The organism is Algoriphagus halophilus (assembly GCF_900129785.1).
Classification (GTDB): domain Bacteria; phylum Bacteroidota; class Bacteroidia; order Cytophagales; family Cyclobacteriaceae; genus Algoriphagus; species Algoriphagus halophilus.
In genome coordinates, this window is record NZ_FSRC01000001.1 from 1,221,287 (window position 1) to 1,246,725 (window position 25,439).

At 38.1% G+C, this 25,439-nt stretch carries 24 protein-coding genes; 3 read left to right on the plus strand and 21 right to left on the minus strand.

Annotated features, from left to right (window positions below; translation table 11 throughout):
• Nucleotides 1–7 precede the first annotated feature (7 nt).
• Both BUR11_RS05190 and BUR11_RS05195 read right to left on the minus strand, forming a co-directional pair.
• Nucleotides 8–1,855 (minus strand): prolipoprotein diacylglyceryl transferase, encoded by a 1,848-nt coding sequence (locus BUR11_RS05190; protein WP_074223734.1) that lies wholly within the window; start codon nt 1,853–1,855, stop codon nt 8–10.
• A 262-nt stretch (nt 1,856–2,117) separates the two neighbouring features.
• A complete protein-coding gene (locus BUR11_RS05195) occupies nt 2,118–3,656 on the minus strand; it encodes a S8 family peptidase (protein WP_074223735.1) in 1,539 nt (512 codons plus the stop codon).
• A 640-nt stretch (nt 3,657–4,296) separates the two neighbouring features.
• Between BUR11_RS05195 and BUR11_RS05200 the strand changes: the two genes are divergently transcribed.
• A complete protein-coding gene (locus BUR11_RS05200) occupies nt 4,297–5,559 on the plus strand; it encodes a M14 family metallopeptidase (protein WP_074223736.1) in 1,263 nt (420 codons plus the stop codon).
• 73 nt (nt 5,560–5,632) lie between these two features.
• On the opposite strand, the gene BUR11_RS05205 is transcribed toward BUR11_RS05200, so the two are convergent.
• From BUR11_RS05205 to BUR11_RS05225, 5 genes are all read right to left on the minus strand, one after another.
• Nucleotides 5,633–6,022 carry a hypothetical protein gene (locus tag BUR11_RS05205; RefSeq protein ID WP_074223737.1) on the minus strand — a complete coding sequence of 130 codons (390 nt, stop codon included), beginning with the start codon at nt 6,020–6,022 and terminating at the stop codon, nt 5,633–5,635.
• A gap of 55 nt (nt 6,023–6,077) precedes the next feature.
• Complete coding sequence (locus BUR11_RS05210) at nt 6,078–6,581, minus strand: DUF937 domain-containing protein (protein WP_074223738.1); 504 nt, start codon at nt 6,579–6,581, stop codon at nt 6,078–6,080.
• Between the two features lie 262 nt (nt 6,582–6,843).
• On the minus strand, nt 6,844–7,809 hold the full coding sequence (locus BUR11_RS05215; protein WP_074223739.1) for a metallophosphoesterase family protein: 966 nt from the start codon (nt 7,807–7,809) through the stop codon (nt 6,844–6,846).
• A gap of 14 nt (nt 7,810–7,823) precedes the next feature.
• The gene (locus BUR11_RS05220) at nt 7,824–8,537 is read right to left on the minus strand and encodes a phosphonatase-like hydrolase (RefSeq protein ID WP_074223740.1); all 714 of its coding nucleotides are present in this window, start codon (nt 8,535–8,537) and stop codon (nt 7,824–7,826) included.
• 24 nt (nt 8,538–8,561) lie between these two features.
• Nucleotides 8,562–9,647, minus strand: a complete 1,086-nt coding sequence (locus BUR11_RS05225) for a zinc-binding dehydrogenase (protein ID WP_074223741.1) — start codon at nt 9,645–9,647, stop codon at nt 8,562–8,564.
• 337 nt (nt 9,648–9,984) lie between these two features.
• Between BUR11_RS05225 and BUR11_RS05230 the strand changes: the two genes are divergently transcribed.
• Nucleotides 9,985–11,274 carry a DUF5690 family protein gene (locus tag BUR11_RS05230; protein ID WP_074223742.1) on the plus strand — a complete coding sequence of 430 codons (1,290 nt, stop codon included), beginning with the start codon at nt 9,985–9,987 and terminating at the stop codon, nt 11,272–11,274.
• Here the strand turns inward: BUR11_RS05230 and BUR11_RS05235 are convergent.
• From BUR11_RS05235 to BUR11_RS05245, 3 genes are all read right to left on the minus strand, one after another.
• Nucleotides 11,264–11,848 carry a helix-turn-helix domain-containing protein gene (locus BUR11_RS05235; protein ID WP_074223743.1) on the minus strand — a complete coding sequence of 195 codons (585 nt, stop codon included), beginning with the start codon at nt 11,846–11,848 and terminating at the stop codon, nt 11,264–11,266. The genes BUR11_RS05230 and BUR11_RS05235 overlap by 11 nt on opposite strands.
• A 147-nt stretch (nt 11,849–11,995) precedes the next feature.
• Nucleotides 11,996–13,555, minus strand: a complete 1,560-nt coding sequence (locus tag BUR11_RS05240; protein ID WP_074223744.1) for a glycoside hydrolase family 99-like domain-containing protein — start codon at nt 13,553–13,555, stop codon at nt 11,996–11,998.
• Nucleotides 13,556–13,591: 36 nt separating this feature from the next.
• Nucleotides 13,592–14,149 (minus strand): GNAT family N-acetyltransferase, encoded by a 558-nt coding sequence (locus BUR11_RS05245; RefSeq protein ID WP_074223745.1) that lies wholly within the window; start codon nt 14,147–14,149, stop codon nt 13,592–13,594.
• Nucleotides 14,150–14,287: 138 nt separating this feature from the next.
• Between BUR11_RS05245 and BUR11_RS05250 the strand changes: the two genes are divergently transcribed.
• The gene (locus BUR11_RS05250; protein WP_074223746.1) at nt 14,288–15,403 is read left to right on the plus strand and encodes a pentapeptide repeat-containing protein; all 1,116 of its coding nucleotides are present in this window, start codon (nt 14,288–14,290) and stop codon (nt 15,401–15,403) included.
• A gap of 52 nt (nt 15,404–15,455) precedes the next feature.
• Here the strand turns inward: BUR11_RS05250 and BUR11_RS05255 are convergent, their stop codons facing one another.
• The 11 genes from BUR11_RS05255 to BUR11_RS05310 form a co-directional block, all read right to left on the minus strand.
• Nucleotides 15,456–16,424 (minus strand): transketolase family protein, encoded by a 969-nt coding sequence (locus BUR11_RS05255; RefSeq protein ID WP_074223747.1) that lies wholly within the window; start codon nt 16,422–16,424, stop codon nt 15,456–15,458.
• 35 nt (nt 16,425–16,459) lie between these two features.
• Complete coding sequence (locus BUR11_RS05260) at nt 16,460–17,311, minus strand: transketolase (RefSeq protein WP_074223748.1); 852 nt, start codon at nt 17,309–17,311, stop codon at nt 16,460–16,462.
• 9 nt (nt 17,312–17,320) lie between these two features.
• Nucleotides 17,321–17,770 (minus strand): thioredoxin-dependent thiol peroxidase, encoded by a 450-nt coding sequence (bcp, locus tag BUR11_RS05265; RefSeq protein ID WP_074225124.1) that lies wholly within the window; start codon nt 17,768–17,770, stop codon nt 17,321–17,323.
• Nucleotides 17,771–17,801: 31 nt separating this feature from the next.
• The gene (locus tag BUR11_RS05270; RefSeq protein ID WP_074225125.1) at nt 17,802–19,670 is read right to left on the minus strand and encodes a M23 family metallopeptidase; all 1,869 of its coding nucleotides are present in this window, start codon (nt 19,668–19,670) and stop codon (nt 17,802–17,804) included.
• Nucleotides 19,657–20,268 carry a fumarylacetoacetate hydrolase family protein gene (locus tag BUR11_RS05275; protein WP_074223749.1) on the minus strand — a complete coding sequence of 204 codons (612 nt, stop codon included), beginning with the start codon at nt 20,266–20,268 and terminating at the stop codon, nt 19,657–19,659. The genes BUR11_RS05270 and BUR11_RS05275 overlap by 14 nt, the downstream gene beginning before the upstream one ends.
• Nucleotides 20,269–20,567: 299 nt before the next feature.
• Nucleotides 20,568–20,903: a DUF4377 domain-containing protein gene (locus BUR11_RS05285; RefSeq protein ID WP_200800383.1), complete on the minus strand. Its 336-nt coding sequence runs from the start codon at nt 20,901–20,903 to the stop codon at nt 20,568–20,570.
• Nucleotides 20,900–21,523: an SGNH/GDSL hydrolase family protein gene (locus BUR11_RS05290; RefSeq protein ID WP_234982104.1), complete on the minus strand. Its 624-nt coding sequence runs from the start codon at nt 21,521–21,523 to the stop codon at nt 20,900–20,902. The genes BUR11_RS05285 and BUR11_RS05290 overlap by 4 nt, the downstream gene beginning before the upstream one ends.
• A gap of 90 nt (nt 21,524–21,613) precedes the next feature.
• Entirely contained in the window at nt 21,614–22,657 is a 1,044-nt protein-coding gene (locus BUR11_RS05295; RefSeq protein WP_074225127.1) for a S66 peptidase family protein, read from the minus strand.
• A 303-nt stretch (nt 22,658–22,960) separates the two neighbouring features.
• Entirely contained in the window at nt 22,961–24,271 is a 1,311-nt protein-coding gene (locus tag BUR11_RS05300) for a D-alanyl-D-alanine carboxypeptidase/D-alanyl-D-alanine-endopeptidase (RefSeq protein ID WP_084560863.1), read from the minus strand.
• Nucleotides 24,249–24,644, minus strand: a complete 396-nt coding sequence (locus BUR11_RS05305) for a DUF423 domain-containing protein (RefSeq protein WP_074223752.1) — start codon at nt 24,642–24,644, stop codon at nt 24,249–24,251. The genes BUR11_RS05300 and BUR11_RS05305 overlap by 23 nt, the downstream gene beginning before the upstream one ends.
• Before the next feature lie 85 nt (nt 24,645–24,729).
• Nucleotides 24,730–25,407 (minus strand): YggS family pyridoxal phosphate-dependent enzyme, encoded by a 678-nt coding sequence (locus BUR11_RS05310; protein ID WP_074223753.1) that lies wholly within the window; start codon nt 25,405–25,407, stop codon nt 24,730–24,732.
• Nucleotides 25,408–25,439 lie beyond the last annotated feature (32 nt).

A 25,439-nucleotide genomic window follows, 5' to 3' on the forward strand; every position in this document is an offset into this window, starting at 1 on the left:
GGTTTTTTTATTTTCTGAAATTAAAGCGGTATTCGAAATTCAATAAAATCTGGCTGTTTCGAGGGTTGTTGTATCCTGGATATCCTCCATCGGTAACATCTGAAAATTGATAAGTCAGGTTAAACAAATACTTTCTTTCTATGATCGCTTGAGCTTGGATGAATGTTCCCAGGTCACTGGTTCCAATTCTAAATTTATTTCCTGCGGGCAACCCAAATCCTGTTCCGATTGCGCCTTCAAACCTCATCCCTGGAAAGGGGCTAGGAAGATTGTTGGAAACTCCTCCATCAATGAATAGAATTCTTTCTGGCCCAATTCTCATATAGGATTGGATATAAACTGGTGTATTTACAATTAAAGTTGCAGGGTCGGGTTTATCTACTTCCTTTTCTGTAAAACCATTCCATCCTAGACTTCCCAAATGAAGCCCAGCTCCTAATCCAATCCATTTCCAATCTTTTTTAACATAAGGGTTTACTGAGAAAAGAGTTTTGCTTTTGGAGGTAATTGGATCAGCATCGAGCTTCTTCTCTGTAAGTTGACCATAAGAGAGATTAATGCCATAGGTTAATATTCCATCATCACTGATTTTTGCTCTTCCAATCCCAAGGCCTCCTGTCGAATAAGTAGATTCAAATGCAGAATATTGATAGTTATTTGCACAACCAGAATTGCTACTTGAGGAGCCTCTATAAACTGAGGTAGAAAAATAATTTCCGGATGAATACCCTCCTTTGATAAAATCATAGCTTTTTACCTGAGTGCTGTCTTCAGGTAATTTGTTCCAAGTTTGACTCATTAAAAAAACAGGTAGAATCATACTAGCTAACACTCCCCAACGAAATTGAGGAACCGTATTTTCTTTAAAATAATGAACGGAAAAGAGGGCTATACTGGGAAAAAGCATGAGGTTCATTGCTAGCAATTCAGCGAAACTCATCCAAAATCTTAGGGACCAAGTCATCACTACTGTCATCCCTAAAAAAATGATAGCGGTAAAAAAGCTTGGATAGTAGCTTTTTGTGACTAAGGTCAAATGCTCGGATTTTCTTTCCCTATATATAATGATGAGTGTGGTGAAAATAGAGATGAAAAGTAAAACCCACTGCATGGTTTTCAGACCATAAACTAGTGTTCCACCCATGGCGTGTGCACTAGGATCCCTAAAAAACTCTGTAAAAAATCTGATAAAAGCCCAGATACTTAAAGAAATCAAAAATAAATTTCCGGACTTCTTAATTTTCTTTTTTAAATAAACTAAAATCAGGATTACCGCGATCCCATTTAAGATTTCATAGAACTGAAAAGGATGTAAACTAGGAGTGGGGGAGTTCAGTCCCTCTAAGAGTTCAAGATTAAAATAATGGGCATGTGGAGGGCTATCAAATCCATACCTTACCCCCCAGGGTAATGTGGTTGGAGTACCATAGCAACATCCTAATAGCAGACATCCAAAACGTTGTAAAGCCAACCCAACAGGAAAGGCAAAAGCAAATGAATCAATACTTGAAAATGAGATTTTAAACAGTTTAATCCCGATTATAAAGCTGATCAGCCCCAAAAGAACTCCTCCCAAAAGAACTTTTCCTTCCGCCTCAGGAAGGGCTAGGTTTTGGAATAGGTGCAGCCATTCAGAAGATTCATAAGAATTGACTTTGGTGCCAATGATGAAAAAAAGCCTTGAGAATGCTAACACAATCAACCAACTAACAAGAGGTATTTTTCTTTTAATACCCTCTAAAATCAGGATAGCGGTTACAGCTAAGAAAGCGATGATATAGAAGATGTTAAAAAAAGAAGAGAGGTAATCTCCCCCTAGAATCATGGCCAGATCATTTCGAAAAAGTAATTTCATCTCCTGTTGATAAATAGTACTTTGAATTTAGCCATAAACTATCATTCAATATTTTCTGGGAAGGATTAAAAATTGCAATAAATGCAAAAGTGTAAAATAATATTTTGCATAATATCATTTTTCCGGAAGTATAGTGTTTTTACGGAACTTGTTTAAGAATTGGTGAGTTGCTGGAATGGAGGGTGTCTAAAAAAGGAATGAATACCAATAAAAAAGCACTGAGATTGCTCTCAGTGCTTCAAATGTCAATTTTAATTTTTTACTATTCTAATCCTAAGGCTTTTGCAGCATTGACATAACCTGCTCCATAATATTCATCATTTCCTGGCTTACCAAGATCTGTTGAGGAGCTGAATAGGGTAGTCTTCACTTGTGCAGGTTTCATTGCTCCTCCATTTGATTCCATAATGAGTGCAACTACTCCAGCTACTGCAGGAGCTGCCATAGAAGTACCTTGTGCCCAACCGTAAGATCCATTTGTAGTTCCTCTGACAGTACTAAATACCATATCGAATACATAGCAAAATCTTACAAGAGATAAATTGGTGCCGTCCAATTGACAATTCGAAAAATTCCCGTCAATCAAAGCAAGACCTACAGTACCCCCTGGAGCAGCAATGTCCACTCCAGATTTACCGGAATTGGTATAATAAGCTGGATCCGTAAAATTAGATGCTCCTAATTGCCAGCCGGTAGGCCCAGTAGAACCAACAGAAATGATATGTTGATTTTGTGCTGGGATCACAGTGAATTCATTATTGTCGTCCAAGTTTAATCCATCATTTCCGGCAGCTACAATAATGGTTACGCCAAGTTGATAAGCATAACGGCTCACACGATCAAAAATCTTCTGTAACTCTGTAATGGCATCTCTGAATTCCTTATCCTTCCAATCAGTTCTATAATCGATGGTAGCTCCAAGACTCATATTTATTACCTGAGCTCCTGCTCCCCCCATAGATTGAGGAGTAGCTGCATAAACCATTCCTTCTAGAACCCATTCAAATGCTCCAGAACCACTGTGAAGGGATTTAACCCCGATAAGAGTAGCTTTTGGTGCAATTCCGACAGTAGCTAACCCTGAAGACGCTACAATCCCAGCCACGTGAGTTCCATGCCAAAAAGTTCCAGTATCAAAGTTCCAAGGTTGTCCTGGAACAGTTGAAACAGAACTAGCCATGTCCAGATTAGGGGCAAGGTCTTGATGGGATGAATGGATACCTCCATCGATAATAGCAACTCTAACACCTTCACCTGTATAGCCATTGTCCCAGGCGGTAGGAGCGTTGATTGATTCAGGAGCCCATTGGAAACCATCGAAAAATGCACTTTGGTAATCAAAGGGATCGCCTTGTGCTACAGGTCCTTCTAGTTCATTTACCTCTTCAGGATCTTTGGTGTACTGCAAAATAAAGTCTGGAGTTACCGATTCAACACTACTGATCTTTCGTGCTTTAATAAGAAATTCCGAAGATTTGGATATAGCCACCGCAACCCCAATTTCAGGATAAGACTTCACGATCTCTCCTCCTGCATCAGCAATACTTTTTCCGATGTTTTTAGGTAGATTATCTCCTTTCGTTAAGATAAGATACCTACCTGTATAGTCGCCTACTCTTAAGTTGGAAAAATCTGTGACTACAGGTAATTCATTTAGATTAAAACGACTGGTATTTAATTCATCTTCAGAGGCCATGGTATTTACATGTTCATCTTCAATGATGATGCTTTCGCAAGCATTAAATAAAAAGCCCAAAGCAATTAAAAAGGGCAGAAATCTGGATTTTTTAAGTTGTTTCATAAAGTTAATTGGTTGATGAAAAATTGTTGAAATGGTTTTTTAATGTTTGACTGAAAAGAGGCTACATGCTTAAAATATGATTGATATTTGCAGCTTTTCTTCACCTCCTTAATATATAATTAAAACCTCTAATAATATAAAAAAATATCAATCACTTTCTGATATTTAAGGATTTAGGGTAAATATTACAAAACAACTAAAGTATCTAGTATTTAATATATTAGTATTGCAATCTTGATTAAAAAATTACTTTTTAACTGCCTGAAGTTTATTTGTACAATCCGTTTAGGAAAAAATCTAGTGAAAATTAATTTAAGTGATAGGAAGGCATGTAACTAAAAAATATTAAAAAGGGAAAAGAGATTACCTCATCCAAGAATCAAGATTTAAAGAGTTGAAAAAATTGCCTTCCAGCTCCCCATAATTTTCTTTTGATAATATTACACTGCTTTTTTAAAATTGGCTCAAGGTCCAAAAAGTAAAAAATTTCAATTCTTGCCAATCTCAAAATTTGTTTTGGTAAAAATCAATTTTAGGTAATCTGAAGGATATTTTACTTTTTTTAATTCTCTTTGGAACCGAAGAGTTTTAAACAAGGAAATCCTATCTTCAAAACCTCAGTGTTCATTTATCTAATCCCATGAAAACTATCAAATTTAGTTGCCTTCTTAGTCTAATTTCTTTGGGACTTCTTTTCTCTTGTAAAACTGTTTCTCAATGGGAGGGACAAGGACCTATTCAGATTATAGAGACAACTGATCAACCGATCACTTTCCAGACCAAACAAAAATTTGAGGCTGGAGAGGGGGTATATTTCTCTAATGAACTGGAAGGAGCAAGGCTGAATGGAGTTAAGAGAATAAATGATACGCTAATTCAAGTGACGATTTTACCGGAAAACCAACCGATCAATCCTAGCCCTTGGTATGGGTTCAAACTATGGTCTAAAGAGTCTAATGAATTTTGGATCCAGTTTACTTATGGAGGAATTGGGTTTCACCGTTATTTTCCAAAATTCAGTAGGGATGGAGTTAATTTTGTCAACGTAGACTCTACTGATTTTTTTCTACCTGAAACAGACGAAAGGAGACCAGAACTAGGATTCTTGAAAGTTAGAAGTTCCCCAGATTCTTTGTGGATTGCAGCTCAGGACAGAATGGGTACTGCTCATGTGCAACAATGGAAAGAGGACCTTTTACAAAAAGAATTTGTTTCTAAGATTACAATTGGGAAAAGCAAAGAAGGGAGGACTTTGGAAGTATTGAAGATCGGGGAAGCGGATGACAAGGAAATGTTGATGGTCATTTCTATGCAACATCCTCCAGAATTGACAGGATTTCTTGCGATGCAAGCTTTCATTGAAGAACTGGTGAAGGACAGTCCCCAAGCCAGAAAATTTCGGAGAAAATACAATTTATATGTGATGCCCCAGATGAATCCAGATGGGGTGGCCAATGGTCATTGGAGACATAATTTAGGGGGAATCGATTTAAATAGGGACTGGGTGAATTTCAATCAACCTGAAACAAAAGCCTTATCGGATTTTATGGATAATAAAGTGAAAGAAACTGGAGGGAAGTTTGTTTTTGCTGCAGATTTTCATTCCACTTGGGAGGATATTTTTTATACCAATAATGAGGAGTTGGAAGGAAATTTTCCAGGATTAATCCCTAAAGTGATCAAAAAATCATCCAAGAGAATTCCAGACTATGTGCCCAATATCCGTCCCAATGAAGGAAATCAAAGAAGCGTAACCTCCAATTCCTATTTCTTTTTCGTCCATCAAGCCGAATCCATGACCTTTGAAGTAGGTGATAATACCCCCAGAGAAATCATCCAAATGAAAGGACAATATTTAGCAGAAGAATTGATGAAAATCCTGAATAAAAAGAAATGGAATTAATCGGGAGATGGAATTAAAGTAAAGAGGCTAGGATGTTTAATTCATACCTAGCCTCTTTTCCCTTTGAGTTTTATTAAAATGCCAATGCGGCCAATCCCAATTTAGGTTTAAGTGGATTGATAGATTGGAGTATTTTACCTGAATATTTTTTAAATAAATCACTCCCAAGCAGATCAGTCAAAAATTTGGTTCGACTATTCTTAAGGTTGAGGAAGCTTGCCTTTTTATCATCATCAGATGCTGAACTTCCATTTATTTTCATTAGGTCATCTACAAAGCTTTTATTGTTGACTTCCAGTTTACTTTGCTGGTCTGAGCTTAAATCGAGCCCCTTGGTGTCATTTAAAATGCCTAAAACCTGGGAAGCCATATCCATTTTGGGGATTTTTAGGCCTTGTGCCTGAGCACTTAAGCCAACAAAGGCTACCATAGCAAAGGCAATTAAAAATTTGTTCAAATTCATGGTTGTAAAGTTTGATGTTTAAACTTGATAGAAATGCGAATAGTTTTGATTTTTTTTAGTTAAAAAGGCCTTTGCCTAAGTCCATCAGTCCTCCTAGATCCATGCCACCTCCATTTTTGCTTCCCCCCATTAAGGATCCCAAAAGTTCAGTAGGATTGACTTTCCCTGAATTTCCTTGAAGTGAAGCCAATACTGAAGACATAATGTCCTGATTGTCTTGAGGGGCATCATTCACTCTTTTATTAAAAAAGTTTAATATCATTGGTAAGGCTGCAGCGGCAATGCTCAAAGCTTGTTCTTTAGAAATTCCAAGTTTCTCCATTAAACCTTCGGTGACATTTCCTTTCAGCTGATTGACTATTGGAGAAGATGGAGCTGTTTCTTGTCCAGAAAACATTTCTTTAACTCCGTCGAGGTCACCGGAAGCCACTTGTTTTTGAAGACTTGACAAAACAGACTCTTTTAATGCACTAGCTGAAGATTTTGGGTCAGGTTGATTCATTCCTGCCAACATTTCCTCTAATGGGCCTTCAGCTAAATTTAATAATTGATCCAACATGTTTTTAGTAATTGATAGACAATAAAGTTTAGTAATTTCTATTTATAATCCAATAAATTAATTTTTTAATAGCTGGGTTCATGAAGCTCAACCCTCAAAAAAGCTGAATGGATTCGAGATCAATTCTTCTATATAACTTCCCTTTTTTTTAAAAAGTTAGACTGAGCGTGTTTTAAAATGTTTTCAATTCAACCAATTGGAGTTTTTGAATCAAGATGAAAAACAAAAAAAGCCTCCTTGAATTTGATCAAAGAGGCCTTCATTATTGAATTTTTCTGTTTTGAATTTTTGGCATGATCCATTCATTCAACTCAGGGTTTTCTTCGATTTTAAAACCTAAGTCATCCGGTGATTTCCCAACCCATTTGGTTTTTTTTCCTTCAATCATCACTTTTTTGTTCCCAATATCAATGGTCAAAAAAGCGAAAAGACTGTGTTCGTAAGGACAAGTGGAAGAAATATAAGGGTGTTCTTGATGAATGGATTCGGAGTAGCTATCATGTTTATATTTTCCTCCTACCCAATAGTAAGATGCAGAATTAATATGTACATAATTAACTCCTTCAATTTCAAGATGCTGGTCAATATGCGAATGCCCATTGATGCAAAGAAGAATTTTTTCAGAATAGTTGGAAAGGATGGATTGAATCTCTTTTTCATTATCTACTGCTATTACTCCAGCTAGTGGTTGGTGAGATACAATTAAAACTGGATAGGGGCTATTTTCCAATTCTTGTTGAAGCCATTCCAATTGTTGCGATCCAATAAAAGATGGATAGCCGCCTGTATGACTTGGAGAACCTTTTTCATTTCCATCCAGCACAATGAGCAATATACCATTTATCACTTTCGAATAATAAGGAGATGGCATATCCCAAACCTCTAAACATTGCTCTTTTGTGAAGCCTCCATCTGTATCATGATTGCCAATCACATGCAAAGAGGAGGAATGAGCCTTGTTAAAGAGTTGTATAACGTCGATATTTTCTTTTGAAGGATAGGCAAAATCTCCCATTTGGATGATCGCTGCCAAATCCTTTTTCTTAGATGCCTCTAGAAACTCCAAAAGCCGTTCTTCACCATCATGCATGATGTCATGATGTAAATCACTGATGACCCCAATTTGGGTTTTCCCCTTAACTTGTTCTGCAAAAACTTGAGATAGGTTTGGTAGAAAAAGGCTTACGGTGGTAATACCGGCAGTATGAATAAACTCTCTTCTATTCATTTTTTCAGATCTCACTACTTATGAGCTGGATTTTTGAGCGATATATATTCTTTGATTTCCAATAAAGAGTCGATGATGTAATCGGGATGGCCTGTTTCCAATTGACTTGCAGTCTGAGCACCTGTAGTTACTCCAAATGTAAGTCCACATCCCGCAGATTTTCCCTCTTCAATATCCACAATGGAATCTCCGATTTTGGCAACTTTATTGGCATCCTCAATTCCCATCTTTTCCATCGCCACAAAGATCATATCCGGTGCAGGTCTGCTGTTTTGTACATCGTCAGCGGTAACTAGAAGATCATAGGTTTCTCCCTCTTTCCATTGAAGTTTATCTAACAATGAAGTAGCTGTTTTCTCATTGTACCCTGTATTCAACACCACTTTGATATCATTAGATCGAAGATCTTTAAAGAGGGATTCTGTCCCCTCATAAGTGCTTACTTCCAAATCAGCATATGCTTTTTTAAGAATCTCGAGAAATTCAGCAAATGCGATTTGGGCATCTTTTTCTAGTTCCTCTTGAGAACTATAAGCTGGTTTCATGATGTCTTTCACAGCTTGAAGCTTTTCTTTACCTCCTCCATTTAATAAGACCGTATTTAAAGAAAAATTATGTCCAAGGTTGTTGATGGCCTTTTGAAGTGATTTGTATACTACATTATCTTCGTTGACAGTGGTTCCTGCCATATCGAAAATGACCATGTTGATTTCAGGTTTGTTATTCATTTTACTTTTTTTAAATGATCTTATTTACATGGGTTTGATTCCTACTCGATAGTTTCCCTCTGATTTGGCACTCTCAAATGCTTTATCCAATTGAGTTAAAGGGAAGTCTTTGGATACCAAGAACTCAAAAGGATATTTTTTATTGGTTTCACTTAGAAACTGAATGGCATAGGCCAAGTCTTCTGGTTTATAATTATGTAAACCTTTGATTGATAAAAGGTTTCGAACAATATATTCTGCGCTAAAGGATAGGTTTCTTTGAGTATACACCGCTCCAACCCAAATAGAAATGCCCCCAATATTTAAAATACTTAACCCTTTTTCCATTGCTTCTGCGGAACCGCTGGTATCTATCACCACATCAATTCCTCCATAAGTTTTCATGTGATGTAAAATTTCATCTTTGGAAAAGTGAGCATCTAAGCCGTGATCACTGCCAAATTGAAATGTGTTTTCCACTCGGTCTGTATGGATATCCATAGAAAAAACCTGCTTGGCACCTGCGTATTTTGACATAGCACAAGCAGAAATCCCCAACATTCCAGCTCCAATCACCAATACATTTTTGTGGTGCAAATCTCCAGCAAGCCTTATTGCACCTGCTATAGTGGCGTGTGTACAATTTAAGGGAGTAGCTTCTTTATGCGATACGTTCTCAGGAATTCTAAAAATATCTGTTCCAGCTCTTAAATGGCAATGGGAAGCAAATCCACCGCTCAATACATCCTTCCCTTTGATTTCTTCATGGCCATATTTGAAAAGATCTTCTGACTTTTGAGGAAAACCTTTTTGGGCCATTTTACCATCGTGATCATGTGCGTATACTGACCAGGTAACCAAATCATTCAACTGAAGCTGCTCACCAGTATAATCCCTGACTCCTCCTTGAGCGATGTCGACCACTTTACCAATTACCTCATGTCCCAAGACACTGGGTGCATGCGATTTTCTTCTACCATAATAGGTATGAAGATCGCTGGTACATATGGTGGCATAGGTGATTTGAATTAATACTTCCCCCTGTTTAAGTTCAGGAAACTTCACTGTTTGAGCGTGGAATGGTTTTTCAATTTCTTGAAATACCATGGCGAGGGCCTCTTGGTTACACATGTTTTAAACTTTAAAGAAAATTGATTCTTTATTTTTTTTTGGAAGAGTATTAATTCCAGAACAAAGAAAATCAATTATTTTCCAAATAAGAAAATTAATTTCTGTTTCAGAAAAATTAATAATCTATTAATATTAGAATTAAATTATTCTTAAATGACCCGACTACCTTTGTTGCTTCGCATGACCTATGCCTATTTTGGCTTCTAAACATAAAATGAACATACTTTTCAGCAGGGTATCAAGAATCCGATCGTAGTTTCTTATACTTCCATTGAAATTGGATTGAATTTAAAATAGAGTACAGGAATTCGAATCCATCAGTTATTAATTTCTTGAAATGAAAAAACACACATCCTTGAACCTTCCTTCCACAAGCCGTTATTCCACATTTTGGCTCATGTTGGGGGCATTTTTATGTTATACGGGGATGTATGCAGTACGAAAGTCATTTCTAGCAGGGCAATATGCTGAGGTGGATTTTTACGGGTTTGACTTCAAAACAATTTTGGTGATTAGTCAGGTATTGGGCTACATGTTGTCAAAATTTTTGGGTATTAAACTCGTTTCGGAGATGAAGAGCGAAAAGCGCTCCCAATTTCTTTTTGGATTGGTAAGTTTTGGGTTAGCCATGCTATTGTTGTTTGCCTTTTTACCAATGAACCTGAAGCCGATTGCGCTTTTTTTTAATGGGCTGCCTTTAGGAATTGTGTTTGGTCTTGTTTTTTCCTATTTGGAAGGAAGAAAAAATACGGAGCTACTTGCTGCTGCTTTAAGTGCAACCTTTATTTTTTCTACTGGATTTGTAAAATCAGTTGGATTATGGCTAATGCAATTGACTGGAGTAGGGGAGTTTATCATGCCGTTCTTGACTGCATTATTGTTTTTTCCAGTATTCTTGGTTTCAATCAAAATGCTTAACAAGGCGCAGGTTAGGACTCCAGAAGACTTGGAATTACGTTCTGAGCGAGTTCCTATGGAAAGAAAACAGCGGTTGGATTTCCTAAAGAAACATGGATTGGTTTTTCTTGGCCTGGTAGTCGTATATGTGCTGTTGACGGTGGTCAGGGACTTTAGGGACAATTTTATGGTAGAATTTTGGGCTGAATTAGGTGCAGAAGGCCAACCAGAACTGATTACACTTACAGAAATACCAGTAGCGATCATTGTTTTAATAATCGCAGCAGTGGGTTTTTTGATTCAGGATAATAAAAAAGCCTTTAAATGGGGGATGTATCTATGCATGAGCTGCTGTGTTACAATTGTATTGGTAACCTGGTTGTTTGAAGCAGCGGTGATCTCCCCAATTTGGTGGATGATTATCAATGGAATTGGGCTGTACCTGCCTTACATACTCTTCCACTGTATGATTTTTGAACGGTTTTTGGCCCTTTTAAAATTTAAAGGAAATGTGGGCTTTTTGTTCTATACCGCAGATGCCTTAGGGTATACAGGAAGTGTAGGCGTGTTATTATTTAAGGAATTCAGCAACTCTCAAGTAACTTGGGTTAATTTTTTGGGAGACCTCAACCAATTTGCAGGTATCATGATGCTGCTTGTATGTATCATTACCTTAGGCCTACTTCAAAGGAAGACAAAATTGGCAACAGAATTGGCAATTAATTCATAGTGATAAAATACACCACTAAAAGGACTGCTTCCTCCGGTTGTTCATTTTTAGGAACATGGGGGATATTCCCATCAAAAAACAGGGAGTCTCCTTCTTCCAGATGAAAAACCTCTTTGCCGAGTTCGAATTTTAAACTTCCCTTGATTAAATAAATATATTCAAACCCCGAAGTGGAAACACTGCTTCTCTTGGCTTGACTATTCAAGGTCAATAAAGAGATTTCCATGGAGGATTTCTCAATCGGGTAGTTCAGGATCAATTGGTAATTATATCCAATAGACTCCTCTTCTTTATTGACAGAGGTGTATTCTGATTTTTTGCGAAAAATGTACCCTTTAAATTCTTCATTAGATTTCAAATCCGAAAAGAATTCTGCTACATTCAGATTTAGCGTTTGAATAATCTGTAATAAGGAAGGGATGGTAGGTATGACACGACCATTCTCAATTTTTGATAGCATGGCTATACTTAAGCCGGATTTTTCGGCAAATTCACCAAGTTTCCATCCATTTTCTTTCCGGATGCTTTTGATTTTATTTCCTATTTGAATGGTCAGGTAGTCGGGGTTGGTCATACTTTTTTTGTCAAAAATCAAATCAAATGATTTTCATGATAGGAAAAAAATTAATTATTTAATTTATTTAATTCCATTGATTGGTATTATCTACCCATTTTATTGAAAAATAAGAAGGAAGGGTTTTCATTCCGTGAAATGAATAGGTTATTTTTTTCCAAACACTTCTTGAATGGATTCCAGGTAATCAAATCCATGTCCTTCGGTGGGTTCTATGTAATTCCCCTCTAAATATTCATTCCAGCAGCAAATCATTATGGTATTGCCATTAGTGGATCGGTATTTTTTTGATACTTTTTGGGCATCCACCAGTTTTGCCAAAAAAGATTTTTTATCACTATGGACTCGATCCTTTATCGGTTCGCTGGGAATACCAGTTTGCTGGGGCCAGGTGCCTCCTGCAGGCCTCATATCCCATCCCATTGCTACCGGAACTTGGTATTCGAAATCTGGGTCTGCCTTAAATTTCTCGCTCCACATGTTCCAATGTCCTTTGTAGGTCTCTCGCATATCAGCATAGGATTTATTATCCTTCTCCATAAAGTTATGATAAACATAGGCCGTCATGCCCTCAAACCCCATACTTTTAAGCCTTGGGACATATTCTTGTAGTAACTGTTTGTTTTGGTAGGATCCTCCTTCCCAAGGTTTTGAGGGATTTTTAGCTACCCATTTGGTAGGAAGCCCATAGGCCCTTTCGCGTTCTAGCATAGGTCCCGCAGTTACAGCGATGAATTTGATGCCTGAAAAACCTGCTTTTTTGGCGGTGGCTTGAGACAAATCCAATAGATCCTTCAATTTTAATCCATAAAAAGCTGCCCTAGATTCTGCATCCTGAGGAAAATAGAAATACACAATGGGTCTCCCGTCTTTTTCTTTTAGATAATCACCACGCTTGAAATATTCATCGATCCAAAGCTGTGTGATCTTTTCATGAACTTTTAAATAAAGTTCTTTATCGGGTTTTTCGCCTTCATAATTTGCCTTTCGGGCTTTCGCATCCGGAGAACCAATTTCCAACCAATGCATCCATCGTTCGTGGCTGTCATCACACCAGTTGATCGCCCATTTCATTTGTTTTTCCTTTGGAAGCTTCGCGTTTACCTCCAGCATTACTTTCAATTGATCCCCCCATTCAACCAATCCTGGAACGGCTACTCTGCCATCTCGGTTGGTGTCAATTTTCCAGCCCTTGGGGTAATATATTTTTGACTGAGGGCCAAAATAGAGGTGGTAATAATAATGGCGGCCATAAAACCAATCGTAGGCAAAAAAGTCAATTCCATAGCTCTTCATATATTCCAATTGCTTTTTAATCACTTCCGGATCATCTCGTTTGTAAAAGCCTTTCAGTTCAGCAATGGGTTTTCTGTCTAGATATGGGCCTTCATAAGGATATTTTTTATTGTACACTCTACCTTTTGGACCCCAAATCCCTGGGTTTTGTAAGCTAGAACAATTTTCTTTTCCCGTGATACAAGACCAAAAACTATCCCGGTCGGTAGAGGAATCAGGCGAAGTATTCCATGAGGGCATATAATAAACACCAACCAATTCTTCTCCTTCTTCCTGTTGCATAGCAAACTGAAAGTTGTTCATTCCTGCTGTTAAAATAGGTTCGTTGACAGTGGTTTTCTTTTGACAAGAAGCCATTATAAACATGGATAGGAAAAAGGAGAGGATTTCAAAATACAAGGGTCTTTTCATAAAAATAAGGTTGGTTTTTGTTCTGCTGGCAAAGGCTTATGTTGTCCTACTTACTTTCTTTTTCATGATTTGAATACCTCTAAATTCCGGAAGTAATCGTTCAAATTCCAATTGATAGGTCAATACCTCGTTAAAACCCATTTTTTCATAAAACCGTTTTGCTTGGGGTTTTTCTACCATTGCTTCCAGCCAGATATAATCGAGTCCGTTTTCCAAAGCGATTTTTTCGACATGAGTTAGGAGCATTGGAGCAATTCCTTTGCCATGTACGGACTGATCCAGGTAAAGTCGGTGTAACTTCAGCGCATTTGGAATGTCGATTTCTCTAGGAGAAAAAGGATAGTCATACTTCAGAATACCCACTGGTTTCTCATTCCACTCTACAAAAAAGTAATGACTTCTTGACCTGGAGAGTTCTTTTTGAAGGTTGTCTTGATTATAACATAAATCTACATACCAATTGCCTTGGTCTATCCAGAAATGCTGATAAGCTTCTTTATACACCTTTTGGATTAAATAAAAGAGCTTCTTTTGGTCCGAAACCTGAATAGGGCTCAGCTTAATCCCTTCCATGATGATTGTAGAAATTTCCATATTAAGCCTCAAGACTATAAAAATAACAGCTTTTTCAAAAATGCACTAGGGGTATAATCCCCCTCTTTTTTATGGGGCTTTAAATTTCAAAAGGGGAGATTAATTAGTAAATTTAATAACAACCAATTTTTCAAACTGATGGCAAATAAAGAACATTATGAGATTTTTCTACAAGGTCCAAGGGTTTGGAATAAATGGAGAGAGGATAATCCTTTGATTCAACCGGATCTTGATGGGGAGTTTATTTTTCCATTTTTCGCCAGAAAAGACCCGAACATAGTATTGACCAAAGGTGAACGTGCTACTTCAGATCAGAATCTGCCATTTAATTTTTCAAATACTTCTTTTCATAAAGCCTCCTTCGAAAGTGCAGTTTTCCCAAATGCAAATATGACGAATTGTTATTTGTATGAGTCAGATTTAAGTAGCGCCGGTTTTCCTGGGGCCGATTTTTCTGGAAGTATGATCAGAAAAGCGTATTGCTCTGGGACAGACTTTTCCAATGCCAAATTCATAGACTGTGTGTTAAACAATTCGACTTTTATTGGTACTGATTTCTCAGGAGCATGGATAGAAGGTTGTAATGTATATGGGGTGTCCGCTTGGGAAGTTTGTATCAGCGATGAGACAGTACAGAAAGAACTTTTCCTACACAGGGATAATTTTTCAAGAAAAGATTTGAAAGGTAATAGCCATGTTGCCTTTGTGGATGACATCGCGCTAGCTCAATTTATTTATTTTATTCAGCAGGATGGAGGTTTTGGCAAATCCTTAAAGCAACTGAATCAAAAGTCCGTCTTGCTACTTGGTAAGTTCAAAGACGGGGGGTTGGAATTGCTCAGGGATGTAGCCGATAAACTTCGGAAGAGAAATTTTATTCCAGTCATTTTTGATTTTAATCCATCCGAAAATACCAGTATTATAGAAAATGTGGTGACAATGGCTGGCTTAAGCAAGTTTGTTATTGCCAATTTAGAAGGGAGTTCAGTACCTGCCGAACTTGCAAAAATCACCTCTAATTTCAGAAATCCGGTAATAGCTTGGATTCATGATGATAAACATGATTCCATTTATGCCATGTTCCAAGATGTAATAGCCTTAGAGCATGTGCAGTATTTTACGTATACCAATTCCCATAATTTAGAAACGCAGTTGGATAAAGCCCTTCAAAAGACGGAAGCTTATATGGAAGAGCTTTCAAAGCATAAAACAGTTGCCAAAGGAAAAATGGATGAAGGAAGAATCCAAGAATAAAAAAACCACAGCCAAATGACTGTGGTTTACAATGCAACAATTGCTTTTCTTCTTATTTTCTTGCTAATGCTTTTTTAGCAGCTTTCACAATATTATCGGCATTCAAGCCATATTTTTCAAGTAGCTGAGTAGGAGTACCTGATTCTCCAAAACTATCATCCACACCCACATATTCCAATGGAGCAGGATTGTTTCTGATTAAGGTTTGTGCGATGCTGTCACCCAAACCACCATTGTATTGGTGTTCCTCAGCTGAAACGGCACAACCTGTTTTTGCTACGGATTCTAGAATGGCCTCTTCGTCTAAAGGCTTGATTGTATGAATGTTGATTACCTCAGCAGAAATGCCTTCTTCACGAAGCATTGCTTCAGCGATGACTGCTTCCCATACCAAATGTCCTGTTGCAAAAATGGTCACATCTTTTCCATCGATCATTTTCCAAGCTTTACCAATTTCAAATTTCTGGTCAGCAGGGGTGAAAATTGGCCATACAGGACGTCCAAATCTCAAATAAACCGGTCCTTCATGTTCAGCAATCGCCATGGTAGCAGCTTTTGTCTGATTGTAATCACATGGGTTAATCACAGTCATATTTGGAAGCATTTTCATCATTCCCAAATCTTCTAAAATCTGGTGCGTTGCTCCGTCTTCTCCTAAGGTTAAACCGGCATGAGAAGCACAGATTTTTACATTCTTCTCAGAATAGGCGATAGATTGACGAATCTGATCATAAACTCTTCCTGTAGAGAAGTTAGCGAATGTTCCCGTGAAAGGAATTTTTCCACTGATACTTAACCCTGCAGCAATTCCCATCATATTGGCTTCCGCAATCCCTGTCTGGAAGAATCTCTCAGGGAATTCCTTCTGAAAGGCTCCCATTTTTAGGGAACCGATTAAGTCAGCACAAAGGCCCACTACGTTAGGGTTTTTGCGGCCTATTTCCAATAAGCCATCACCAAACCCAGAACGCGTATCTTTTTTATCTGTATAGTTGAATTTTAAATCCAATGTCTTTTCCATTTTTTCTATGAATTGAAGGTCAAAAATTGCTTTGATTAATAATCTCCCAAGGTTTCTGGAAGCTGAGCCAAAGCATCTGCAAGCTGTTCGTCATTAGGAGCAATACCATGCCATTTGTGTGTACCCACCATGAAGTCCACTCCAAATCCCATCTCGGTGTGAAGTAGGTTCAAAACTGGTTTCCCTTGTCCTGTCAGACTTTTTGCTTTCTCTAAACCTTCTACTACAGACTTCATGTCGTTCCCGTTTTCGGTGTCGATTACAGTCCATCCAAAAGATTCATATTTTGCTCTTAGATCGATCAAATTCATGATTTTCTCAGTAGGACCGTCAATTTGCTGTCTGTTGAGATCAATTGTAGCAATCAAATTGTCAACTTTCCAGTGTGCTGCATACATGGCTGCTTCCCAGATTTGACCTTCTTCTTGCTCACCGTCTCCCATTAAGACATAGACCAATTGATCATCTCCGTCAATTTTCTTTGCTTGAGCAGCACCAATGGCCACAGAAAGGCCTTGACCTAATGAACCAGAGGCGATTCTGACTCCTGGAAGGTGTTCTTCAGTGGCAGGATGTCCTTGTAATCTGGAATTCAATTTTCTAAAGGTGCTTAGTTCAGATACTGGAAAATAACCAGATCTTGAAAGTACACTGTACCATACTGGTGAAATGTGACCATTGGATAAGAAGAATAAATCTTCATTTTTTCCTTCCATCTTGAAACTGTTGTCATGTTTCATTTGGTCAAAATATAAGGCTGTAAAAAACTCAGTGCAGCCTAATGATGCTCCTGGGTGCCCAGATTGTACTTGATGGACCATGCGTAGGATATCCCTTCTCACCTGGGAAGCTACTTCTTGAAGCTGTTCGGTTGATTTTTTTTCCATTACGGAGGTTTATTTTAAGATTTGAGCTGTGTGATCTTTTGTTTTTACTTTATCGATGATTTCGGCAATTTTTCCTTCTTCATCAATAATGAAGGTAGTTCGGGCCGTGCCCATGTATTTTCTGCCGTACATTGATTTTTCTACCCAAGTGCCATAAGCTTCATGAACCGTTTTGTCCGGGTCAGCGATTAAGGAAAATGGGAGAGATTGTTTTTCTATGAATTTTGCATGAGATTTTTCAGCATCCGAACTGATACCCAAGACGACATATCCTGCTTTCTGTAAGGCTTCGTAATTGTCTCTTAAATTACATGCCTGTGCAGTACATCCAGGAGTATTGTCTTTGGGATAAAAATAGAGAACTACTTTTTTACCTCTATAGTCAGAGAGTTTGATCGTTTCTCCTGTTTCTATTTTTGCTTCGAAATCGGGGGCCATTTGGCCTACTTCTAAACTCATATTTTCTTCTTTTTGAATGAAACAATTAACTTTATAAAGTGCCTTTCCATTCGGATACATTTCCTGCCTGGTCCTTCACTTTTAAAATAACCGGACCTTTTAAAGCTTCATTGGTAAGCTTTTCCGACCAGATGACTGCTTGTTTGTATTCGTAGCGCATCAATAGCCATTCGCCATTGACATGGGCCTCAAAGCTGTCAATTCCAGAATTATTGTCTCGAATTGTAAATCGCAATCCAGAAGAATTGACTCTTACCGGTGTGATGGTAGGTTTTTCTTCGTCGGTGGCTAGAACAAAAGTACCAAAATTTCTGGTTTTAAAACGGATTGATTGACCTTCCCAAACTCCACCTACAAATGACTTCTTCCCATTGGAAGATTGAAGGTATACATGTACTCGTTCTTTATCTCCAGTATAGCCCGGTACATTCCAAGTAACTTCCATGTCACTCCATAAATAATCTGAAGGTTCGTTGATTTCAAGCTTCGGAGAAGAAGGGCTTCCGGTTTGGTTGATTCGGAGGAAAAGATCGTCTAACAAGGTTCTTTCAGTGAATCGTATTTTTACATTTTTATCCGCAAAAAGCTGTTCTGAATCCGCTTGTATTTTTGCATTAATTCCCACAATTACTACTTCTGAGCAAACATCGATTTCCTCTGGAATTCCAAAATTCATGTCCCATAAATAAGTCCTGCTTTGAGAGTCCTGGTAAGCAGGGAGCATTTCAAAAATATGTGCACCTACATAAAACTTGGCGAGCCCACCATTGGGAGAAATGGGCGCTTTTACTTTGAGAATATTTCCAATATAGGAAACTACTGCCCTTGAAGGAGCCGAACCATCATTGACATTATGTTCTAAATCTTGGCCTTGAAGAGGGATGGAGATTTTTCGAGTATTCCCATAGGCATCTGTCAATGCCAATTGATAGGTTTTCTTACTACCTGGTTCTAATTCCAAATGCCCTGTCTCTGGATCTTTAGAACTAAAAAAGTCAAATTTCAATTCATCCTGTTTATACAGCTTGGTGAATTTGTTTTGGTGGGTATGTAGCAAAAATTGTCGTGTGTAATTGAAGTCTACCTTGTCTACTACCAATGAATACACCAATCCTGATTCATCTGAGATGTCAAAATTCGCAAACCCATTCCGGTTACTGGCCCCATCTAAACGGTCATAACTTTGAATTTCCAATCCTACTTTACCTGTTATTTTAACAGTAGAAGGCAAGGAATATGATCCACCTGAATACACAGGTGTAACTTCAATTCGCTGAAATTTTCCATTCACTCGTGAGTCTACGTTTAATGGAACGATTGCGATTTTTTGTGGGGTAGGAGGAGTGTTATCTTCGATTTCAGGAAAACCAAAGAGTAATGGATCCATGGCTCTGTCCAAACTATCTCTGATTTCAAAATGGAGGTGAGGGCCACCTGATCCCCCTGTGTTTCCACTATCTGCAATTCGTTCTCCTTTTTTGACAGGAAGTTCTCCGGGTTCTGGATAAACCTCTAATTCATTTACTTGAGCCTCATACATTTTCTGTCTCATGTAATCGCTCAGCTCTTTATTGAAATTCCTTAAATGGCCATAAAGCGTGATTTTGCCATTTGGATGCTTGAGGTAAATCACGTTGCCATACCCAAAGGAAGAAACTTTAATTCTATGCACCCATCCATCAGCTGCGGCAAGAATGGGCTCGCCCTCTTGGCCTCCGGTTTTAAAGTCAAGCCCAGTGTGAAAGTGATTCGGTCTTAACTCTGCAAAGTTTCCGGCAAGGTAATTTCTAACTCCCGGTTTAATGGGAGATATAAAATATCCTTTGTCAATCTCTTGAGAAAAGCCAGAGAGGGATTGAACTACTAAAAGAAGAAGTATGAGGTACTTATTTAACTTCAAAATCAAGCAATTTTTTCGTTCCAATAAATCCTTCCAATCGATCACCTGGTTTGACAGGTCCAACTCCAGCAGGTGTACCTGTATAAATGAGGTCACCTTTCTTCAACATAAAGAATTTAGAAACATACTCTATGATCGTTCCAAAGTCAAAAAGCAATAAGCTAGTATTTCCTTTTTGGCGTACCTCTCCAGTGATGGTAAGGTGGAAATCAATATTGTTTAAATCGGGAAGCTCGGAGACTGGGATAAAATCTCCTATTGGGGCAGATCCGTTGAAAGCTTTTGAAATTTCCCAAGGCAAGCCCTTTGCTTTGCATTGATCCTGCAGGTCTCGTGCAGTAAAGTCAATTCCAAAACCAATCTCATCAAAGTATCGGTGTGCAAACTTTTTCTGAATATACTTTCCCTCTTTATTTATTTTCAAAACCAATTCTCCTTCATGGTGAATGTTTTGAGAAAAATCTGGATAAAAGAAAGGTGCACCTTTTTTTAATATTGCCGTTTCTGGCTTTAGAAACACCACTGGATTGGTTGGTCTTTCATTTTGTAATTCTTCTATATGGGCCACATAATTCCGGCCAATGCAAATAATCTTCATAGGGTATTAATCTACAACTTGATAGAGAATGAATGTTTCTCCTGATTCATCAAGCAAAGAAAGCTGATTCTCTGGAATTTGGTAAGTTTTTGTTTCTGTAATTCTATGTAATGGGAATTTTCTAATCTTATATTCTGTAACAAACCAATTCAGTCCAAGTTCCAGAATTAGAACCAATGAATACAATTTTGGTTTTTCATCTCCAATCGCATCATCACTCTAGATGTTTAGTTTGATAATCATTCAAATGGAAAAGATCTAGTTGGATCTCACTTTAGGCTTATTGAATATCCAGCTTTTTAGGAGTCTTTTTCCTTTGAAATCACATTGATTAATTCATATTGGAGTGAAGAAGCATCAGCTGGAATAGGGGCTGATTTTTCAGTGACTTTGACTTGCAATTGATATAGGTAGCCCGGTTCATATTTAAATCCTTCTACTTGATCATAAAATAACTTCCAAGCTTCCGGTTCAACAGCACTTCCCTTTTGAATTTGTAGGCATTTCATAGGCCCAACTCCCATACAGTCTACCTTTGAAGAATTGACCCACCACAACTCAACCTGATCATCTTCAGGTTGGCATCCAGCAATACTCAAAAGGATAGTCGAGCATAGGATTAGTGATTTCATCATAAACTATTGGATATAGAATGGTATAGTTGTTCTGCCCAGCTTTGGTAAACCAATCCACTGGGATGCAATTGATCTCCTGCTAGCATCTCGGGTTTTCCTCCAATTTGACGGTATTCTTCAGTGATATCAATGTATGTAACGCCATATTGTTCACAGACTTGTTTTTTGGCGGAGTTAAATTCGTCAATTTCCTGGGCCACTTTCATGGAGTCCTTGTCATTTGCACTTGCAAAGGGGGTAACTCCCCAATCTGGAATAGAAAGTACCCAAACATGATTGGGAAGATTTCCTGCAAAACCAATGGCTTTTAGGAGCATCTGTTCAAATTCCTTTTTGTATTCCGTTACCGACCTTCCTCGGTATTGATTGTTGACACCTATGGAAAGTGTAACCAGGTCGTAGGTTTGACCTTCTATAAATTCGTTTTTTATTCCTGCTTCCAACTCATCCACTGTCCATCCTGTTTTGGCAATGATCTTTGGCTTGGCGTAGGTTTTTTCGGTATTTTCATTTAATAAGTGGACCAACTGATTGGGATATCTGTCTTTTTCTTCCACACCTTCCCCGATGGTATAACTATCACCTAAGGCCAAATACGTAAGAGGTTCTTTAGTAGTCATTTGAATTTCATTTTCAGGCGATTTTGAGCCCATTTTGCATGCTATTAATCCACTTATGAAAAGAGCTATTATACAGAATTTCATAGGATATTAATTTTCAAATACATTTTCCATTAGCTTAAAAGTACCTTGATCCGCATTCATAGATACTTTTGCTCCCACTGGGACGATGAATTGCTTGGATATATGGCCAATCATTGCACCTGTGTAAGCAGGAATGTCTAAGGGGAGGATGTAATCATCCAGCACTTGGTCTAGGGTTAGTGATCCGTAACCTCCTCCAGGCTCGCAATCCGAGCATTGGCCAAAAATGAAGCCTTTTATTTTATCTAAAGTTCCATTCAATTTTAAGGTACTCATCATTCTATCCATTCTGTAGGGGTCTTCTCCAACATCTTCGATAAACAGGATGGCATCCTTGAAGTCAGGATAATAGTCAGAACCAGAAATTGCAGTTAACACTGTCAGATTTCCACCTAGGATTCTACCTTCCACAATTCCTCCTTTTAGCGTTTGTGTTCTATTGGATTTTACCACTAAGTCATCGGTCTCAGGATGGATATTTTCAAAAGTCATTTGTTCCCGTTCAAAGAATAACTTTTGAAACTGCGCTACATTAAAACTATTCCAGCTTCCAGACCCCATTGGGCCATGAAATGTGATTAATCCTGTTTGGGAATGAATGGCACAGTGTAAAGCAGTAATATCAGAATATCCCAAAAGTGGTTTTGGATGACGGGAGATCTGCTTATAATCGATCAGAGGTAATATTCTAGCTGCGCCAGAGCCACCTCTAATGCTAACAATGGCTTTTACTTGATCATCTGCAAACATTTCATTTAGGTCATCCGCTCGCTCTTGATCTGTGCCTGCAAGATGTCCTCTTCGGTTCATCAGGTTTTCCCCAAATTTGACTTGAAAGCCTAACCCTTCCAAGGCTTCTTTAGCGAAAGTAAATTGCATTCGGTCAGCTGTGGCAGCAGAGGGGGAAATCAAGCCCACCGTATCTCCTTTTTTTATCGATTTTGGAAGAATAATCTTCGCGAAGTCTTTACCTGATGGGGATGAAAAAGAAAGCGCGGAAAATGAACCCGCAAGTAATCCAAGTGATTTGAGAAATTCTCGTTTTTGCATTCGATAAGTGTTATATCCGAAGTGTGAAAATACGGTTTTTTTATTTGTTGAGTAGCGCTGCAAGTTAGTTTTCAAGCATTCTAATTCACTACCTGGATTACAAGAATAATACCCAAATCCTCCTAATGCGATTTGATCACGAAAGAGAACCCACATGGAATTAGATGGAAGAACTTCCACTTAAAATATGATTTTGAAATGGAGTTTCGGGGGCTTTATGGTTAAAATGATATAGCCTTTGAGAAAGAAATAGACTTCAAAGGGTACTAATCCTGCTAAATACCCTCTGAGCCTGACTACTTACTAAAGCATGTCTCTCACCATCACCATTACTTTTTCCATTTCCCTTCTTACCACAGATGCTTTGTAAGGGTAATTGGAGTTCATAAAAGCAAAACAGTACATTTTTCCACTTTTAGCCTTAATAAGTCCTACCAGACTATGATGGTTGCTCATGGTGCCTGTTTTGGCAAAAATATAGGGCGTTTGGGCTTGGTAGCTTGTTTTGATCGTTCCTGAAACTCCACCTGTAGGCAACAAGTCAAATAACTGTTCATCAGGGACCATTCTATAGATTTTCTCAAAGAGCGCCACCATAGATCGAGGGGTCACCAAATTATGTCTACTCAATCCACTTCCATCTACCCATTGAGGTTCGTCTGGTAAATCATTAAGATAGGTTTTAAGGATATACTCAATTGCTCTTTCTGTATCCAATCTTTGGAAAAGTCGGTCAGAAACCATCCACATCAGTTGCTCGGCCAAAAAATTATCACTTTCCAACATCATCTCCTCCAATATTGGAAATAGGGGGGCAGCTCTCCATTCTGAATGATCCTTGGGCAATGAATCAGGCTGATAAACCCAGGTTTTTCCAGTAGCCTCAGAAGCTAACTCAACAAACAATTCTGGGGAAGATATAAATGGAATAAATTCTTCCGAACCCCTAAAGTTATTGGGATTGTAAAAAAAATTATTGGAATGAAAATCTCTTTCTAGTTCCCGAGTCGTTTTATTGGTTGTATAGACTGCCGATTGAAATCTTTTTGGTGTTACGATAGGACGATTTCCTGACTTTTTTACTTGAACCAGATTGCCATAAATAGGAAAAGGACTGCGCTCAGCAGAATAGTCGTAATAGTAATCGTCCCATTGCCAACCATAGCCAAAAGCAGGGGAATCTTGGTTTGAATCAGAAAAAAGCACCGTATTGAAAGGTGCAATGAATGATCGGATATCTGGTTGGTATAATTCTTTGTAGTTCCAACTAGGGTCTCCAGATCCCCAAATCCGAATGGTATCGTTACTGGTAGTGTACCTGAACGTTTGAGTGGAGTCATTTAAAATGATCAGGCTGGAGAATAAGGTCAATAACTTGGTAGTGGAGGCGGGAATAAATCGCTGTTCGCTATTTCTTTCATAGAGTACGATTTGGCTGTCCAAATCATATAATTCAAACCCTGATAAATGATTGGCAAAAAAGCTCTGATCTCCAACAGCTTCTTCCAGTTTTAGATATTGGTCTCTGTTTAGTTGTGCATAAGCAGAATGAAAACCGAAACAGAAGAATGAAAGGACCAGGCTTAAATTTTTAATCGACAACAATTTGGTCATTTCTAAGTGCTGAATAAAAGAGGCCTAACCAACCTAAAATAAAAAAAACTCCACCTAAAGGAGTGACGGCTCCCCACCAAGTGATTCCTGTTAAGGATAAAATATAAAGTGATCCAGGAAATATAATGATCCCTAAAATCATACTCCAAATACTGAAAGTGAGACTTTTCCAATTGGGCCTAATCATCAAAATCAATCCCATGAATGCCAGAGAAAGCGTATGGTAAAAATGATATTTTACTGCAGTTTCAAAGGTGGCAGTTCTTCCGTTATTTACTAAGGTTTCCTGCAAAGCGTGTGCTCCGAAAGCACCAATTCCTACAGCAAATGCTCCAGAAAGTGCAGCGATCATAATTATTTGTCTTCCGTTCATTGTATTGAAAATTCCACTTTTTCTTGATTGAAATCCCGTCTTTTTAGTTCTCCAAAAAGGGAAGGGAACAATTTGAGTTCACTTTTTAATGAGGGTAATTTCTCGATCCAAAAATGGCAGAACCAATTCTAACCATTGTACTTCCTTCTTCTTGTGCGATTAAATAATCTCCGCTCATTCCCATGGAAATTTCCTCCATTTGAACAAAATCAGGAAGGGATTCATTTTTTAATTCTTCAAAAAGATTCTTTAGCCCTTTGAATTCTTTTCTGATTTGGGATTCATTTTCAGTAAACGTAGCCATTCCCATCAAACCTTTTATTTGTACATGAGTTAGCCCCTTAAAATTGGGGTCTTGAAACATTTCCAACAATTCGTTTTTGTCAAAACCAAACTTAGACTCTTCATCCGCAATATGGATCTGAAGTAATACCGGGATGATTCGGTCTATTTTTTTTCCCTGTTTGTTGACTTCTTTCAAAAGTTTAAAGGAATCCACTCCATGAATTAGGTATACATAGGGAGCGATGTATTTTACTTTATTGCTTTGAAGGTGGCCAATCATATGCCATCGAGTGTCTTCTGGCATTTCCGGTTGTTTGGCTTGAAGCTCCTGCACTTTATTTTCTCCAAAATCCCTGATACCACAATCATATGCCTTTTTCAAGTCTTCAAGTGGCTTGGTTTTGCTGACTGCTACCAATAAGCAATCAGGGTTTATAAAAGTTTTTTTTACTGTTTCGAGATTGGCTTTAATGTCCATTTTCTATTTTTATACTTCACTTTTTTACCCTA